A 16,287-nucleotide genomic window follows, 5' to 3' on the forward strand; every position below is an offset into this window, starting at 1 on the left:
CCCCCAAACCCCCCCACGATTTCGGTGGAGGTTGTGATCGTTCCCACGCTCTACGTGGGAATGCCTCTTGTGACGCTGTGCGTCACGCTTTGGGACGCAGAGCGTCCCGTGCTGCATTCCCACGCAGAGCGTGGGAACGATCAGCGACTAGCTGCCTTTGTTGCCTTTTTCATGCGCCGGGTCGTAGACCTTGGTCAGGTCGCCGCCCAGGCGGAAGGTCTTGAACGGTTGCATGCCATGCTTGCGTTCGATCACGTCCGGGGCGCAGGTGTAGAGGGTGCAGAAGGGCTCAAGCCAGGCAAATTTCATGTCTTCCTTGAGGTCCTTCATGTCCTGCTCTTTGCCGTTCTTCTGCTCGAAGATGTCCGGGTCTTTCACCCCGGCCAGCACCTTGTCGCCCAGGCGCTTGAGCGCGCTGTTGTTTTCCTGGCGCAGGTCCACGCCGTTGACCAGGGCAAAGCTGGCGATCATCGACAGCGGCGGCAGGGCGTAGTTGTGGTACGACAGGGCGCGTTGCTGGCGCTTCAATTCGTTCGGCAGGAAGCCCTGGTCATCGACCTGGTTCACGCCGACCTTGTATTCCTTCACCGCCCAATCAAACAGGTCGCGGCGGTTGGTAGCGATGGACGTTGCCATCACCGACCAGGCGGCCCAGTAGGAGTGGTTGTTGGTTTTTTCCAGGGGCAGGTTGTCCCAGTCGCTCACCACCTGGTCGGCCAGCTTGTTGAACCAGGCTTCGATTTGCTGGGCTTCCTGCGGGTGCTTGGCCAGCGGCTGCGACTCGGAGAACTTCAAGCGCACATAGGCCGAGGCCATGCTGCCCAATGCCCATTTGCGCATGGACTTGCCGGTGTGGTTGAAGTCCTTGGACATCAACGCATCGGCCTTGGCCCATGACACCAGCCAGTTCAGGGTGCATTCGAGTTGCTGCGGGCGACCGTCACGCATGAACTGCATCACGCGCTTGCTGGTGTCTTTTTCCAGTTTGGTGATGTCGGCGGTGCTGTCGCGAAAGGCTTTTTCCGACTGCACATTCAGGGTCGAACGGGCCTTGTCGGAGCCTTCGTACTTGCTGCGAAACTGCAATGGCCCGGTGTAGGGCGTTGGCATGCTGTCGCAATCATTCTTGAAGTCGCCGGTCTTGAACGCTTCGATCGGTGCGAAATAGCCCTGGGGCGGGCGCAACGGCGCGGCCGCATTCACGGAGCCGGCAAACACGGCCAGGCCCAGCAGGGTAGCGAGCAATAACTTTTGCATAAGTAACCTCACTTCCCGAGTTGGGCGGTCTGCTGACCACCGCTTGGGAATACGTTGCGTGTGCAAATTTTCGCTTCAACCTTCTGCGCCGCAGCGCCCGCTTCGGGGCCCTGCACTTCCACGGCCAGCAAGTTCTGCGAGGCCCAGTCTTCATCGGTGCGCAGTTCAAAGGCGAAACGCCCGTCTGTATCGGATGTTTCGGGTTTCTCGATCTTGATGTCCTCGTGGCGCCCGTTCATGTACCAGAGGGTGGCTTGCAAGGTTTTCACCGACGGATCGGCGAAGCGGATATCGACCTGATGGTTGGCGTTGCGCAGGTCTTTGTTCGCGCTGTTGACCATCAGTTCGTTTTTGCCCGGTTTGAGCGTGGTGCTGGCCGACATCTGCGCGGTCTTTCCTTCGCAGCCGTTGTCCAGCAGCGCCATCATCTGGCGGTAGATGGTTTCCTGGTCGAGGCGGTACAGCGGCGAGAATTCCCAGATCAGGATCTTCGGTGGGCTCTTCTGGAATTCATCGCTGCCCAGGTACTGCAGCATCGAGCCTTCCAGGCCACCGCCGGGGAAGGCGACGTTGAGGATGTCAGCGCCGATTTCTTCTTCCAGGAAGCCGGCGAAGTTGTAGTTCTTGCCGCTGTGGCTGGTGCCCACCAGGGTGATCTGCGGGTTGCCCGAATCGCCGAACAGGTCGCCGTCACCGGCTTCGCCCTTGGGCTCGGTGGTGAACTGGTCCATGTACTGGATCGCATAGCTGGTGCCGCACAGTTGCCCGGCCATGTTGTGCAGGGTGCCGGTCTTGCCCATGCGGCCCGAGCGCTTGGTCTCGAACTCACGCTTGGGAATCTCGGCATATTCCGGCATCTGCTTGACCTTGGCCGCGACGATTTTCGCGGTGCGCTGGGCGCCGTACGGGGTCCAGTGCTGGTCGCCACGGAAGTAGAAATCGTGGGCCGGCAACTCATCCGGCAGTTGCTCGTTGGTCAGCGGCGACAGGTCTGGCACCACGTAGCCCATCTTGGCGAAACGCCCGAGCATGGTTTTGTAGTTGGTCAGGGCCTTGTCGAAATCGTACTTGGCCTTTTCCTCAGGGTTGAGCTTGTTGCGGTTCACCAGGCCACGGGTCGGCTGGTAGACCACCACCAGTTCCACGCCCTTGCTCTTGAACGCATCGTGCAACTGCTGCATGCGCTTGTAGCCGGCCGGGGTGGTGTCGAACTCGGTGCGCAGGTCTTCCTGGGTACGGAACAGCCAGTCGCCCTGGGCTTGCACTAAGGTGGTGAAGTTCTGCTGGTAGCGCGTGGTGTAGTTCTTGGCGTCATGGGCGGCCGGGCACAGGCTGCAGCACGGTTCGGCGGTGAAGGTAGGAGCTTTGACTTCATCGGCGCGTACGCCCTGGCTGGCCGCGAGCAGGCCGAGGGTCAGACCCGAGAGGCTCAGCAGTTTGATCATGTGTGGGTGCATAAGGGTCATCCTCAGTCCTGCAATTCGGTCTGGCGTTCGACGGGGTCGATCAGCACGGCTTTCTGCTGGCGCACCAGCAGGTCGAGAATTTCTTCCTGGCGGTCACCCAGGATGCCGGAGAAGCTGATGCCGCTGGATTTGGTCGGCGCCAGCATCGACACGCGATACAGCTCGATACTCAACGGCGAGTCGATGGACAGCGGCCCGCTGCCGTTACCCGCCAGTTCACCGCCGACCACGATCAGCGAGACCTTGGCGTCGAACGGGTCGAGGGCGATGTCGCGGTCGGTGTCGGTCAAGTCCTTGATGTGGCCGTACACGCCGGTCAGCCCGTTGGCCATCGAGGTGTTTTCGTAGAGCTTGATGTTCACGCTGTTACGCACGCGGATCCCGTGGCGACGGTTGCTGATCACCTTGTTGCCCCACAGCAGGTTGTCGCCGCTCTCATAGAGGGTGATGCCGTCGGTGTGGTTGCGGTAGATCTCGTTGTCGGCGATCAGGTTGTTCACGCTGTTACGGTCGATCACCAGGCCCGAAAGCTTGTTGTCGTAGCTGCGGTTGTTGAAGATGAAGCTGTCGTTCACTTCCCGGGAAATGATGATGCCGTGTTTCTTTTTGGTGCCGTACACGGTGTTGTCCGCGATGATCAGGCCGTGGGAACGGTCATGGGGGTCGATGCCGTAGACGATGTTGTCTTTGTAGGTATTGCCCTTGATCACAAAGCCTGTGGTCTCGTAGCAGTAGAAGCCGTACCACATGTCCGAGAACTCGGAGTCGATGATCCAACCGGTCGGCTCGGGGCGCTTGAGCACCTTGGCCATGTTCGGCGTGTACTGGGAAATACTCACCCCGTACGACTTACTGTTGGCGTAGCCGAAGCTGGCCATCTTGGTCTTGGAGATATAGGTCTCGGTGCCGCCCCAGGCCAGCAGGAACGGGCGGAACTCCTTGGCTGACTTGAACAGCGCCGGGCCGTTGGTTTTTTCATCCCAGCCGGTGACCTTGGTGTCACGCACGAACAGCTGGCCGTCGTTGATCAAAAACGAGCCGGCTTGCTGGGACAGGCGCAGTTCCTGGGTGTTTTTGTCGATATCGAGGATGCCTTTACGGCCCACCACGATCGGCAACTTGGCCAGGAACACGCCCGGCGACGTTTCGCTGAAGTACTGCTTGGGCACCTTGCCCAGCAGGTCCTTGAGGTTCATGTAGCCGTCGTCGACAAAGATCGCCTGGGGAATGCCGTGTTGGCGCACTACCCATTCGGCCATCTTGTTATCGCCGCCGATAAAGTCCTTGAGTGCGTCTTCCTGCATCATGCGGCGGATGCTGATTTTGCCGACTTTGGTCTTGACGATTTTCTTTTCCATCGCCTGCGCGGTGTAGCCCGACAGGTCGGGCAGCGCCGGCTTGGCCATTTCCAACGGCGCGGTGGGCGGGCTGGAGATGGTGTAGGTTTTGGCCTGTTGCAGTTCCTTGGCGATGATCGGCGCCTTGGCCGCCGTATCGGCAAACGCTGTGGCGCTGGCCATCAGCATTGCCGCGACGAGTAGGCTTTGAGCATTCATGGCGCAGGCTCCCATCAGAATTTCCAGACCACGTCGACAAACGCGCGGTGCATGTAGGAGTCGACCTGGCTGCCATAGGCATCGCCGGGCTTGAACACACCGGCACGCAAACGCACCAGGGCTGAAGGCTCGTCGATCGACTGGCTCAGCGCGGCTGGCAGCAAGCCTTTCTTGAAGTACTTGGTGACCACCAGGTCCATTTCTTGGCCGAGGTCTTTCTTGCCGTCTTCAAGGGGCAGGGAGGTGCTGGAGAGGATCGCGCCGGTGACGTCATCGGTGTTGTTCTGCACCGCGTCGATGCCGTTGCTGCTCACCGGCTTGTTGCCGTCCACGCGCCAGAACTTGTGGTACACCAGGCTGGCGTCGTAGTCCTCGCGCAGTTGCCAGGAACCGAACAGGCTCATGGACTGCATGTTGTTCATTTCACCGCGAAACGCTTCACCGAAGCGATGCACGCGGGACTGGGTGCCGGTCCAGTTCGAACGGTTGCTTTGCAGGCCGTTCTGTTCGTACTCGGCACTGGCGCGCGAGTACGCGGCACCCACTTGCCACTGCGGATCCAGGCGCAGGCGCACGCCGATATCGGTGGCCCAGCCGCTCAGGTCATCGCTGCGCTTGGCGCTGGTGGGGCGTGTGCCGTCAGCGTTCAAGGCGTTGACCTTGTCGCGGTCGCCGCGCATGCCGGTGATGCTTGCCCAGTAGTTGACGGTGTTGGTGTTGCGCCAGTTGTAGGCGTCGCTGTTGGCTTCGATGCCCAGCCAGGTCAGGTCGCCGTTTTCGCGCTTGTCCAACGGGTCGCTGGCGACACCCGGTTCGGCGTAGTCGAGCTTGCCGTCGTCATGGGTGTGGTGGCCGCGCACGCCGATCCACTGGCCCGGCGTCCACTGGTAGGCAGCGTCGGCGTAGAAGTGCTGGCGGTCTTTGTCGACCGGCGACAGTTCCTTGAGGTCGGTGCGGTATTCGCTGAAACGTTCGGCAGCGCCGACGTTGGCCTTGAGCAGGGTGGTGTCGAAGGTCCAGTTCAACGCTTCGATGTTGGTGTCGCGCCACTGGCCGTCGTCATTGCGCAGGCGCTGGCGGCCGAACTTGAGGATCTCGCCGGGGTAGGGCGTGAAGCCGCTGTAGCCGACCCAGAACTCACGCAGGGCCAGGTAGTTTTTCTTGGCCTTGCGGTCGTCGTTGCTCGACTGCTGCTCGGTGGTGTCATCGGCCGACTGTTGCAGGGTGTCGGTCTCGATGATATCGCTGGAAACCACTGCCTGGCCCATGGCGTAGGCGCTCCATGCGCCGCTTTCGCCGTAGATCCAGGGGCGCAGGTCGAGGCCGATACCGTTGACGTCACCGCCTTTCTGGGTGCCGAGGTCGCGGTCATCTTCAGACTGCGCGGTGGCTTTGACTTCCAGGCCGAAGTTCTTGGCTTCGGTGAGCGCGGCCAGGGTCGGGCACGACCACAGCAGGGCGAAGGTCAGGCCGATACCGGCCTTGACGAATGGGTTGAGCTTCATAGGGATTCCTCGCCGTCTTCTTCTTGCAGGGCGTGCAGTTGCAGCGTGCTTTGGGCCAGGGTGCCGCGGGCGGCCAGTTCCTGTTGCACCAGGCGTTGGCCTTCGGCGCGTTGCTCAGGCGTCAGCGGCGCTTCGAGCTGGGTGGCCAGGTCATTGGCCTCTGGCGTGTCCTGGGCCTTGGCCAGTTGGCTGAAGACATAGGCGTTCAACGGGTCGGGCTTGGTGCCCTTGCCTTGGGAAAACAGTTGGGCAATGGCGAAGTCGGCGCTGTTCTGGCCGTTGCGCGCTGCGGTCAGCAGGTGGTCGAGGGCTTTTTGCGGGTAGACCTTGCCCAGGTAGCCACGGCGGTAAATCTGGCCGAGGTAGTAATCGGCGGCCACTTCACGGCCCACGGCTTTCTCGAAATGCGCCTCGGCAGCCTTGGCATCGGCCGGCACCCACTTGCCTTCGTAGTAGAGCTTGCCCAGCAGCAATTCGGCGCGTGGCTGGTCGGCGGCACGGCCGTTGTCGAGGTACTTCATCATCTGGTCGACATCGCCCAGTTCGGGGAAGTCGTAGAGCAGTTGCGCCAGGCTGACCCAGGACGCCGGGTAGCCAGGGGCGATTTTTTCCAGCAATGCCTGGGCGGTTTTTTCGTCCGGGGTACCGAGGGTGGCATCGCCGAGTACGCGGGCCACGCTGTCGATGCGCTGCGCAGTCACGGTGCCACGGCTTACGCCTGCTTCCATTTGCTTGAGCAGTTCGGCCTGTTGTTCCGGCTGCTGTTTTTTCTGATAGACCGTGGCCAGCTCCACGTAGCAGATATCCGTGGTGGTCAGCGCGGCTTTGCAGATGCGCTCCACATCATCCAGGTGCTGGTCGTAGGTACCCTGGGTGCGATACAGCAGCACCTGGGCCAGGCCGGCCTCCGGGTAACCCGCCGCCTGCCATTGGCTGATCTGCTGTTGGGCATTCACGTTGGGAAAGCTGTGGGGGTATTGCAGGTACAGCATTGCCAGCGGGATCAAGGTATTGCCTTCACCATTGGCAAAGGCTTTTTTCAGCAGGCTTTCGGCTTCATGGTGTTCGGCCTCAGTGGCGCCGGGCTTGGCCGCCAACAGGCGACCCAGGCGTGCCTGGGCACGCGGCGACGTATCTGCCGCCGCACGGTAGGTGGCTTCGGCCTGTTTGATTTGCGCCGGGTCACGGGTGCCGACCTGGATATCGGCCAGGCCCACCTGGGCCTCGCTGTAGCCCAGGTCTGCCAGTTGCTGGTAATTCTGCTGCGCGGTGACGGTGTCGCCGCGCTTGAGGGCTTCGTTGGCCAGGCGCTGGTCGGGCAGGCCGGCGCAACCGGCCAGGCTGATTGCTAGGGCGATCAACGCTACCGAACCAATGTGGGCACTGCCTTTGTGGCGAGGGAGCTTGCTCCCGCTGGGGTGCGCAGCGCCCCCAAAAGCCGGCTCCAGCTGCGCTGTCGAGCGGGAGCAAGCTCCCTCGCCACAGCAAGCCCGCTCCCACAGGGATTGTGGTGTTTTTGAGAGAGTCATCACAGGCATGTCCTCGCTTACAGACCGTGAGCCATGGCTTTGTCGATCAGCCAGTTCAGCGATGGGCCACGGTCGCTGGTGACTTCCACCGGGCGGCCGGCGTAGGTGCTGTCCAGCGGTGCATCAGGCTTGATCTGCACGCGGATGTCGGAGGACAGGTCGGCGCTGTTCAGGCTGGTGCTGCTGACGATGGTGCCGGTGCGAACCTGTTCTTCGTCGGCGACCTGAAAGCTCACCGGCGTACCTGGGCGTACATCGCCAAACTGGCGGTAGGTGAAGCGGGCTTCAACGTTAGCCTGGCTGCCACGTGGCACCAGTTGGAAGATCACATCGCCCTTGCTGGCGTACTGGCCGTCGGCGACCAATTGCTGGGCCACCACGCAATCGCACGGCGAAGTCAGGGTGCCGGTCATTTGCTTGCCGAACAGTTCTTCGACCTTGGCCGGTTGCAACTGGTCTTCGTCCAGGTGGCCCTTGAGCACGTCGAGCATGCTGGTGCTGAAGGTCGCCAGCGGCGCGCCCTTGGCTGCTACCGAATCACCCTTGAGCAGGCTTTGCACGGTGCCGTCACGGGGCATGGTCACGTTCATGCCCGGTACGCTGACGAGGCCGGCCTGGGCGTGGCTGACGAAGTACATGCCGTAGAGCGACTTGACCACAAAACCGAAGGCCGCCAGGCCCACCAGGAAGATCGCCAGGCTGAAGGTCACGGCGCGCAGGCGACCGAACGCGGTCATGCCGCTGCCGCCGTCCTTGACCTTGCGTGCCTTGGTGAAGTTGTCGCGTTGCAGGGTCGCGAGTACGTCGCCCATGGTCACGATGTCACCGGACAGGTGCGAGGTGATCAGGTGGCGCAGGGTGGAAATATCCTGGGCATCGAGGTTCTGGAACTGGCAACCGGTGCGGCCGGTCTGGCGGTCGTAGGAGCGAATCTGCAGCTCCACGTCCATGGCCAGGCCGAGGTTATCGATCACGAACTGCAGGCGGCCCTTGTGCACTTGGCCGATGGTGAGCGGCTGGGTAGCGGTGAAAGCCAGGCCGCCGGCGGACAGGTCGATAACCTTTGCTTCGGTCGGCGTGCGGTCGCTGTTGAAGAAGCGCAGCTTGGCCGGGATTTTCACCCGGGCGTGTTGGCGCTGGGCTTCGGATTCGTGGACAACGTTGGCGTTTACTTGGCTATTCATCGGGTGTAATTCCTAGGTTAATTCAGGCTTGGCAGGGTCAGACCATCATCAGCAACACGGCAACGAAGATGCTGCCGGCGGAGAAGGTCATGGTCCGAGACGACCAGGTGTTGAACCAACGTTGAAAGCTGGCCAAATCGCGGGTCAGTTTGGTGTCCTGGCGGGTCCAGGACTGTTGATCAAGGCGGAAGAACACGTAGATCTTCACCAACGCGCCCATGATCTGGTTGTAATAGAGAATCAGCGGGTAGGCCGGGCCAATCTTGTGGCCGGAGCACGACAGCAGCAGGGTGAGGATCAGGCGGGTGATGCCGATCCACAGCAGGTAGGCGAGGATGAACGCGCCGCCGTACTTGAAGGTGGCGATCATGGCCACGGTCAGGCCGAGCAGGGAAGTCCACATCGATACGCGCTGGTCGAACAGCACCACGCTGGTGAACAGGCCGAGGCGACGCACGCCCAGGCCCAGGGCACGGGAGTTCTGGCGCAGGTTGTTGCCGTACCAGCGGAACATCAGCTTGCGGCTGGCCTTGATAAAGCTCTTTTCCGGCGGGTGTTCCACGGTGTTGATGGCGGCGTCCGGCACGTAGAAGGTGTCGTAGCCCAGGCGCATCAGGCTGAACCAGCTGGACTTGTCATCCCCGGTGAGGAACTTGAAGCGGCCCAGGCGCCAGTGTTGCAGCGAGTCGCTTTCCACGTCGGCGATAAAGCCCGGGTCAGTCACTACGCTGGCGCGGAATACCGACATGCGCCCGGTCATGGTCAGCACGCGCTTGGACAGGGCCATGGAGCACATGTTGATGTGGCGTTGGGCGAAGCGCAGCTTGTGCCATTCGCTCATGATGTAGCCGCCGCGCACTTCGCAGAATTCGTTGGTGGTCAGGCCGCCGACATTGCCGAACAGCTGGAACCACGGCACGGTCTTGCGCACTACGCCTTCGGCCAGCACGGTGTCGCCATCGATCACGGCAACCACGGCGCGGTCGTCCGGCAGGTGACGCGAGATGGCGCGAAAACCGAAGGCCAGGCCGTCACGCTTGCCGGTACCGGCGATACGCACGAAGTCGAGCTTGACGTGAGCCGGCGGGTTCATCTTTTCCCAGAGGCTTTTCACCAGCAGCTCATCGGACATTTCCACCAGCGAGCACACCACGGTGGTGGGGAAGCCGCAGTCGATGGCTTCGCGAATCACCGAGCTGTAGACCTGGGCGGTGGTCAGTGCATCGATACGAAAACTGGTGACCATCAGGAACACATGGGACGGGTCGGCGGCCTTGCCCAGCTTGCGCACTTTGCGGCGCAGGTGCGGGTACACCACGTACAGGAACAGCATGCCGCGAAAGAAATGCGTCGCGCCCATCGAGTAGCGCCAGATACCCACGGCACCAATCAGGAAAATAAAATTCTTCGATTGCGAATCGAAGGTGCTCGCCGGCAACAGCAGGGCGAGCCCCATCAGCAGGCTGAGAAAGAACAGCCAGCCGGCAGATTGCAGAAATACATGTTTTAACTTGGACATAAGCGTCATCCGCAAGGTGAGGAGGCTTCAGGCTGCAAGCGCTGGGGTAAGCCACTGGCAGCCTGAAACTTGCCGTTGCTGTTACCAGCAAATACCTTCGGTACGGCCGCTCACGCTGGTGGCCTTGGACATGAAGCCCACCAGGTCGACCACTTGCTTGCCGTGCGGGGCTTCGTGCGCAAGGGCGCGGAACTTCTCGTCACGGTTACCGAGGATGATCACGTCGGAGTTGTTGATCACTTCGTCGAAGTCCGAGTTGAGCAGGGACGACACGTGCGGGATCTTGCCTTCGATGTAGTCCTTGTTCGCGCCGTGCATACGGGCGTACTCGACGTTGCTGTCATAGATGCTCAGGTCGTAGCCCTTGCCGATCAGCATTTCCGCCAGTTCTACCAATGGGCTTTCACGCAGGTCATCGGTACCGGCCTTGAAGCTCAGGCCCAGCAGGGCGACTTTGCGCTTGTCGTGGCTGGAGACGATGTCGAAGGCGTTCTGCACCTGGGATTCGTTGCTGCGCATCAGCGAGTTGAGCAACGGTGCTTCCACGTCCAGGGAGCCGGCGCGGTAGGTCAGGGCACGCACGTCTTTTGGCAGGCACGAACCGCCGAAAGCGAAGCCTGGGCGCATGTAGTACTGGGACAGGTTGAGGGTCTTGTCCTGGCAGACCACTTCCATCACTTCACGACCGTCAACGCCGACGGCCTTGGCGATGTTGCCGATCTCGTTGGCGAAGGTGACTTTGGTGGCGTGCCATACGTTGCAGGTGTACTTGATCATCTCGGCAACGGCGATGTCCTTGCGGATGATCGGCGCGTCGAGTTCTTCGTACAGCGACTGCAGGACGTCGCCGGAGGCTTTGTCGAACTCGCCGATAACGGTCATCGGTGGCAGGTCGTAGTCGGCGATGGCGGTGGATTCACGCAGGAATTCCGGGTTGACCGCGACGCCGAAATCAACGCCGGCTTTCTTGCCGGAGCAGTCTTCGAGGATCGGGATTACCACGTTGGCCACGGTGCCCGGCAGTACGGTGCTGCGCACCACGATGGTGTGGCGGGTGGTCTTGTCACGCAGTACAAAACCGATCTCGCGGCATACCGACTCGATGTAGTTCAGTTCCAGGTCGCCGTTCTTCTTGCTCGGCGTACCGACGCAGATCATCGACAGGTCGGTGTCGCGGATGGCTTCGGCGAAGTTGGTGGTACCGCGCAGTCGACCGGTTGCGATGCCTTGGCTCAACAGTTCGCCCAGACCCGGTTCAACGATGGGGGATTTGCCCGCATTGATCAGGTCGATCTTGTCCTTGGAGATGTCTACGCCGACCACTTCATGGCCACGGGCAGACAGGCAACCGGCACACACGGCGCCAACGTAACCCAAACCAAATATGCTGATGCGCATCGCAATTACCTCTATGTTTAAATCATGCCATTAGATGGCCGGAGTTCATGTTTGCAAGCGTCACTGATGCCGCGAAAGTTAGGCGAATAGACGCCGACTTACCGCGTGCAGGCATGTTAAATAGCGAGTGACTAACTATTGCACTCAAGTTGTGCGCAACGTGGCCTTATTATTGGGGCTTGCCCTGAAATGCAGCCGGTTTTCCGTGGCGGAAGGGTCCGGCGCCAGTGCCGCAGAGCTTTGATACAGGCAATAAGCCTTTTGATATCAAAGCCTTGGGTGTTAACACTGGCTCATTTAGGTCAGCGCTGCCTTGGCCTTTAGGGGGTTGGCAATGAGTCCTTATCGCCGCCCTCAACTCAATCAGTTGATGATATGACCCTCGAGCCAAAGTGCTTTATGACAACTTGGCTACTTCCATTGGTCGGTATGTAAGTCATCTCTTACGTAAACAGAGAATTTCGTTACCGGTGGTATGAGCGGTGCTTCAAGACGAAGTTCCGGGCCGCTCATCCCCTTTCCGGAAATTTTTTGAAATATTAGAAAAGATGGCACTAGTACTATATTGATAGCACTTGCTATTTAGGCCAGTAGTTATGGGGAGTTGGTGCGAGAGGATAGTTTTGTGCCACTACCGTTAAAAAAAAGTGGTGCCACTACGAAAAAAACCGACGAGTGTCGAGTGAAGAAATTGTTAGAGATGTGTCTTGATATTTTTTGACGTCAAATAAATGACGATTGGTGGGGTGAAATGCAGGCAAAAAATGTGGGAGCTGGCTTGCCTGCGATAGCGGTGTATCAGCGACATGTGAGTCGGCTGACCCTCCGCTATCGCAGGCAAGCCAGCTCCCACAGTTGATGTTGGTGGCTGTACAGGCCTTATTCCGGTGCGTGATCGCGCAAAAACACCAGGTTATCCGGCTTGGACTGCTCCGCATTGAAGCGATAGCCCTGTACATCGAACTGCTTGAGCTGGGCCGGATCGTTGATGCGTTCTTCAATCACAAACCGGCTCATCATGCCCCGAGCTTTTTTCGCGTAGAAGCTGATGATCTTGTACTGGCCGTTCTTCAGGTCCTTGAACTCGGTATTGATGATCCGCGCGTTCAAGGCCGTGCGCTTGACCGCCGAAAAATACTCATTGGACGCCAGGTTGAGCAGCACATCGTCGCCTTGCTCGGCCAGGGCTTCATTCAACCATTCGCTGATGCGTGTGCCCCAGAACGCGTAAAGGTCCTTGCCGCGGGCGTTGGCCAGCTTGGTGCCCATCTCCAGGCGATACGGCATCATCAGGTCCAGCGGGCGCAGCAGGCCGTAGAGGCCCGAGAGCATACGCAGATGGTCCTGGGCATAGCTGAAATCGGCCTCGCTGAAAGTCTCGGCATTCAGGCCGGTATACACATCGCCCTTGAACGCCAGCAGCGCCTGCTTGGCGTTGGCCGGAGTGAAGGCCGGCGTCCAGCTGCCGAAACGCGCAGCGTTGAGGCCACCGATCTTGTCGGAGACGTGCATCAGCTCACTGATTTGCGCCGGGCTCAGTTCGCGCAGTTGCTCGATCAGTTCCTGGGAGTGGTCCAGGTACTGCGGCTGGGTGAAGCGCGCAGTGACCGGCTTGGACTCGAAGTCGAGGGTTTTGGCGGGGGAAATCACCATCAGCATGAAGTTGGCTCCTGGAATCGTGGGGGGATTCTAGGGGGTTGGAGCGTTCGACTCCACCTATCAAGCCGATAGGCCCCGGTTTTTGTAGGAGCGAGCTTGCTCGCGAAAGTCGTCAACGAGAATGCTGGCAGACTGAATAGACGCGGTGCCCGGACGTTTTTCGCGAGCGAGCTCGCTCCTACACAAAAAGGGCGGACCAGTCCGCTATGATGGGCGGTAACTCTGTAGAGGGAGACCTCGTGTGCGATTAGCGCTTTTATTGTCCGCTTGCCTGCTGTGCCTGAATGCCCAGGCCGCGCCGGTGGATGTCGCCAGCCTGGACCGTGGTACCTGGCCGGAAAAACTCGCCAGCCCGGCGCTGTTCGATGTGGCTTCGCGTGCGGAGATCCTGATGTTCGCCCACGGCCTGCTCGCCAGCGAAGCCCTGGACGACGCGGCGCTCAAGCAACGCCTGGGGCTGAAGAACATCAACCTGGCCGCCATCGGCGACCTGCGTCGCCAGCTCTGGCAACGGCTGTTGGAGAACTACACATTCGCCCAGCAGAGCTGCGAAGAAGACGCCTCGTTCTGCTACCTGGTGGAAAACATGGACGACCTGCGTGAGCAGGCCGGCAAATTCGAGGTCAGTGACAACTCTTTCTATATAGGCTGGGCCGCCCCCAGCCGGCACTTCCACGAACGCTATCTGGACGAGTTGTTGCGCAAGGCCGCGCTGTTTCCGCAGATCAGCAGTGAAGTGGCGCGCTTTGGCGATCATGAGCGCAACGGTGATGAACTCAATGACCGGATGTTTTTACTGACCTTCGACGGTGGCCCTGCACCTGTCAGCGGCAATACCGACTGGCTCACCGATTACCTGCGCAAGCAAAAGATGAACGCGACGTTCTTTGTCCTTGGCAGCAGCTTGCAAACCCGCGTGGAGCGCAGTTCCGCCGCCGATGTGCAGGCGCTGTACCAAGGGCAGTGCGTTGGGCTTCAGGGCTGGCAGTACCGCTCCCACAGCCATTGGGTCGACTGGCAAAGCTCCATCACCCGCAGTGCCGGGCTGGTACAGAACCTGATGCCGGAAAACTATGTGCCCTTGTTCCGCCCACCGTATGGGCAGCGCCGCGCGGACAGCCAGGGATTCTTCCAGCAACAGGGTTTGCAGGTGGCGTTATGGGACATCGACTCCCAGGACGAGCCGGGCAAGCTCAAGGCTGATGAGTCGGCGCAACGGGTGCTGACATTGATGCTGCTATGGCGCAAAGGCGTGATCGTGTTTCACGACACCCAGGGCAAGGCGCGGGTGGGATTGCCGATGGTGTTGCAGGCTACGGCGCAGAGTGGCTTGGGTTGGCAGGAGTGTCGCGAGGCATTTCGATGAAGTGCCCGGCTTTGCTGGGGATGGGGTGTTTTCGGGGCGATTTGCTGCAACATTTCGATGCAGGCGGACTTCCGACTTTAACGGGGTACATGGCACTCGGCTAGTGCTATTCGTCATCCTGAAAAATAAACTTCAAAAAAGCGTCAAAGTGCTTTTTCCTGTCATGGGTTTTGCGGTATTACGAAGTCAGACCGCCGAAACCTGCAACACAGGTGGCGTCTTCCAAGACTCCGCATGTGGGCACTGCACTTGACGTCCCTCAGGTGCACTCGGTGGTCGAATCGAGGCGCAGCACCGCCCAGGTATTGCGTCGAATGGCTCCCACAAAGGTGACCGAGTATGGATGATCATGGACGTAACCCTTCTTCCGACCAGCCAATCCTTTATGTGCTTGATACCAACGTATTGATCCACGATCCAAACGCACTGCTGAACTTCGAAGAACACCACGTCGCCATCCCGATGATCGTGCTTGAGGAGCTCGACAAACTCAAAAGCGGCCACCACAGCGTTGCCGCCGAATGCCGCCAGGCCATCCGCCTGATCGACAAGACCCTGGGTGAAGCTTCGCCCGAGGACGTCGAGGTCGGCGTGCCCATCCAGCGTGGCAAGAGCGGGCCCAAGGGCTTGCTGTCGATCCTGATGAGCAAGCGCAGCGAGCCCAACAGCCTGCTGCCGGAAAACCTGAACGACAACAAAATCATCAACCAATTGATCGACCTGCACGCCCGCGACAAGGACCTGCGCGTGGTGCTGGTGACCAAAGACATCAATATGCGCCTCAAGGCACGAGCGTGTGGGATCGCTGCCGAGGACTACAGCACCGACCAACTGGTCGACGACGTGTCGATGTTGTCCCGTGGTTATCACATGATGACCGGCTCGTTCTGGGACCGTGTCAGCAAGGTCGAAACCCGTCAGGACCACGGCCGCACCTGGCACCAGGTACAGCTGATCGACAACCTGCCGGCCGTGCATATCAATGAGTTCATCGTCGACGAACAGGGCTTCGTGGGCTGGATCAAAGAGATCCAGGTCGACAAGCTGCTGATCCTCGACCTGCATCAGGAACCCCTGTTGCACCAGGAAGCCTGGGGCCTGAAACCGCGTGATATCTACCAGAGCCTGGCGCTGTATGCGCTACTCGATCCGGACATTCACCTGGTCAACCTGACGGGCGCCGCAGGTTCGGGGAAAACCATCCTCGCCCTGGCCGCCGCCATCGAACAGACCATGGTGACCAAACGCTATCGCCGCATCATCGCCACCCGCAGCGTGCAGGGCCTGGACCAGGAAATCGGTTTCCTGCCCGGTACCGAGGCGGAAAAAATGGAGCCGTGGCTGGGGGCTATTACCGACAACCTCGAAGCCTTGCACATGGATGACGAAAACACCCATGGCAGCGTCGACTACATCCTCAGCAAAGTGCCGTTGCAGTTCAAATCCCTCAACTACATCCGAGGTCGCAGCTTCCAGCAGAGCCTGATTCTGATTGATGAATGCCAGAACCTTACGCCGCACCAGATGAAAACCATCATCACCCGTGCTGGCGCCGGTTCCAAAGTGGTGTGCCTGGGCAACCTGGCGCAGATCGACACCCCTTACCTGTCCGCGACCAGCTCCGGGCTGACTTACCTGACGGAACGCTTCAAGGACTTCCCGAACGGCGTGCACATTGCGCTGCAAGGGGTACCGCGTTCGATTCTGGCTGAATACGCCGAGTCCCATCTTTAACTGCAGCGAACCTGCGACGAAAAGCCCCGGATTTTTCACGAAGTCCGGGGTTTTTGTTTTGTGCGACATTTGCCTGCGTTAACGCGTCCCGGGTGCTTGTGGTCTCTGTAATTA

At 60.0% G+C, this 16,287-nt stretch carries 11 protein-coding genes; 2 read left to right on the plus strand and 9 right to left on the minus strand.

Annotation, left to right across the window (positions count from 1 at the left end; genetic code table 11):
- Positions 1-147: 147 nt before the first annotated feature.
- The 9 genes from GIW79_RS25890 to yaaA all read right to left on the minus strand — a co-directional run bounded on the left by GIW79_RS25890 (position 148) and on the right by yaaA (position 13,073).
- Positions 148-1,257 carry a mannuronate-specific alginate lyase gene (locus GIW79_RS25890; RefSeq protein ID WP_236453668.1) on the minus strand — a complete coding sequence of 370 codons (1,110 nt, stop codon included), beginning with the start codon at positions 1,255-1,257 and terminating at the stop codon, positions 148-150.
- 8 nt (positions 1,258-1,265) lie between these two features.
- Positions 1,266-2,714 carry an alginate O-acetyltransferase gene (locus tag GIW79_RS25895; protein ID WP_034128799.1) on the minus strand — a complete coding sequence of 483 codons (1,449 nt, stop codon included), beginning with the start codon at positions 2,712-2,714 and terminating at the stop codon, positions 1,266-1,268.
- Positions 2,715-2,725: 11 nt separating this feature from the next.
- Positions 2,726-4,294: a mannuronan 5-epimerase AlgG gene (gene algG / locus GIW79_RS25900; protein WP_054921026.1), complete on the minus strand. Its 1,569-nt coding sequence runs from the start codon at positions 4,292-4,294 to the stop codon at positions 2,726-2,728.
- A complete protein-coding gene (locus GIW79_RS25905; RefSeq protein WP_236453666.1) occupies positions 4,294-5,784 on the minus strand; it encodes an alginate export family protein in 1,491 nt (496 codons plus the stop codon). Before GIW79_RS25905 ends, algG begins: the two co-directional genes overlap by 1 nt.
- Positions 5,781-7,160 (minus strand): alginate biosynthesis TPR repeat lipoprotein AlgK, encoded by a 1,380-nt coding sequence (gene algK / locus GIW79_RS25910; protein ID WP_442968634.1) that lies wholly within the window; start codon positions 7,158-7,160, stop codon positions 5,781-5,783. The genes GIW79_RS25905 and algK overlap by 4 nt, the downstream gene beginning before the upstream one ends.
- A 170-nt stretch (positions 7,161-7,330) precedes the next feature.
- Positions 7,331-8,497 carry an alginate biosynthesis protein Alg44 gene (locus tag GIW79_RS25915; protein WP_034128707.1) on the minus strand — a complete coding sequence of 389 codons (1,167 nt, stop codon included), beginning with the start codon at positions 8,495-8,497 and terminating at the stop codon, positions 7,331-7,333.
- Between the two features lie 37 nt (positions 8,498-8,534).
- A complete protein-coding gene (gene alg8 / locus GIW79_RS25920) occupies positions 8,535-10,016 on the minus strand; it encodes a mannuronan synthase (RefSeq protein WP_161794312.1) in 1,482 nt (493 codons plus the stop codon).
- Positions 10,017-10,097: 81 nt separating this feature from the next.
- Positions 10,098-11,414, minus strand: a complete 1,317-nt coding sequence (locus tag GIW79_RS25925; protein WP_054898938.1) for a nucleotide sugar dehydrogenase — start codon at positions 11,412-11,414, stop codon at positions 10,098-10,100.
- 879 nt (positions 11,415-12,293) lie between these two features.
- On the minus strand, positions 12,294-13,073 hold the full coding sequence (yaaA, locus tag GIW79_RS25930) for a peroxide stress protein YaaA (RefSeq protein ID WP_034128704.1): 780 nt from the start codon (positions 13,071-13,073) through the stop codon (positions 12,294-12,296).
- A gap of 241 nt (positions 13,074-13,314) precedes the next feature.
- On the opposite strand from yaaA, the gene GIW79_RS25940 reads away from it, so the two are divergent.
- Both GIW79_RS25940 and GIW79_RS25945 read left to right on the plus strand, forming a co-directional pair.
- Positions 13,315-14,439 carry a polysaccharide deacetylase family protein gene (locus tag GIW79_RS25940; RefSeq protein ID WP_236453660.1) on the plus strand — a complete coding sequence of 375 codons (1,125 nt, stop codon included), beginning with the start codon at positions 13,315-13,317 and terminating at the stop codon, positions 14,437-14,439.
- A 339-nt stretch (positions 14,440-14,778) separates the two neighbouring features.
- Positions 14,779-16,173 carry a PhoH family protein gene (locus tag GIW79_RS25945; RefSeq protein WP_005785025.1) on the plus strand — a complete coding sequence of 465 codons (1,395 nt, stop codon included), beginning with the start codon at positions 14,779-14,781 and terminating at the stop codon, positions 16,171-16,173.
- The last annotated feature ends 114 nt before the right edge of the window (positions 16,174-16,287 follow it).

Origin of the sequence: Pseudomonas sp. PA-7-1E (assembly GCF_021605325.1) — a bacterium.
GTDB lineage: Bacteria > Pseudomonadota > Gammaproteobacteria > Pseudomonadales > Pseudomonadaceae > Aquipseudomonas > Aquipseudomonas fluorescens_BV.

Bases quoted from the DNA above. Each gene is read 5' to 3' on its own strand.
- alg8 (WP_161794312.1), bottom strand. From the start codon at position 10,016: ATGTCCAAGTTAAAACATGTATTTCTGCAATCTGCCGGCTGGCTGTTC.
- algG (WP_054921026.1), bottom strand. From the start codon at position 4,294: ATGGGAGCCTGCGCCATGAATGCTCAAAGCCTACTCGTCGCGGCAATG.
- GIW79_RS25890 (WP_236453668.1), bottom strand. From the start codon at position 1,257: ATGCAAAAGTTATTGCTCGCTACCCTGCTGGGCCTGGCCGTGTTTGCC.
- GIW79_RS25895 (WP_034128799.1), bottom strand. From the start codon at position 2,714: ATGCACCCACACATGATCAAACTGCTGAGCCTCTCGGGTCTGACCCTC.
- GIW79_RS25945 (WP_005785025.1), top strand. From the start codon at position 14,779: ATGGATGATCATGGACGTAACCCTTCTTCCGACCAGCCAATCCTTTAT.
- GIW79_RS25905 (WP_236453666.1), bottom strand. From the start codon at position 5,784: ATGAAGCTCAACCCATTCGTCAAGGCCGGTATCGGCCTGACCTTCGCC.
- GIW79_RS25925 (WP_054898938.1), bottom strand. From the start codon at position 11,414: ATGCGCATCAGCATATTTGGTTTGGGTTACGTTGGCGCCGTGTGTGCC.
- GIW79_RS25915 (WP_034128707.1), bottom strand. From the start codon at position 8,497: ATGAATAGCCAAGTAAACGCCAACGTTGTCCACGAATCCGAAGCCCAG.
- yaaA (WP_034128704.1), bottom strand. From the start codon at position 13,073: ATGCTGATGGTGATTTCCCCCGCCAAAACCCTCGACTTCGAGTCCAAG.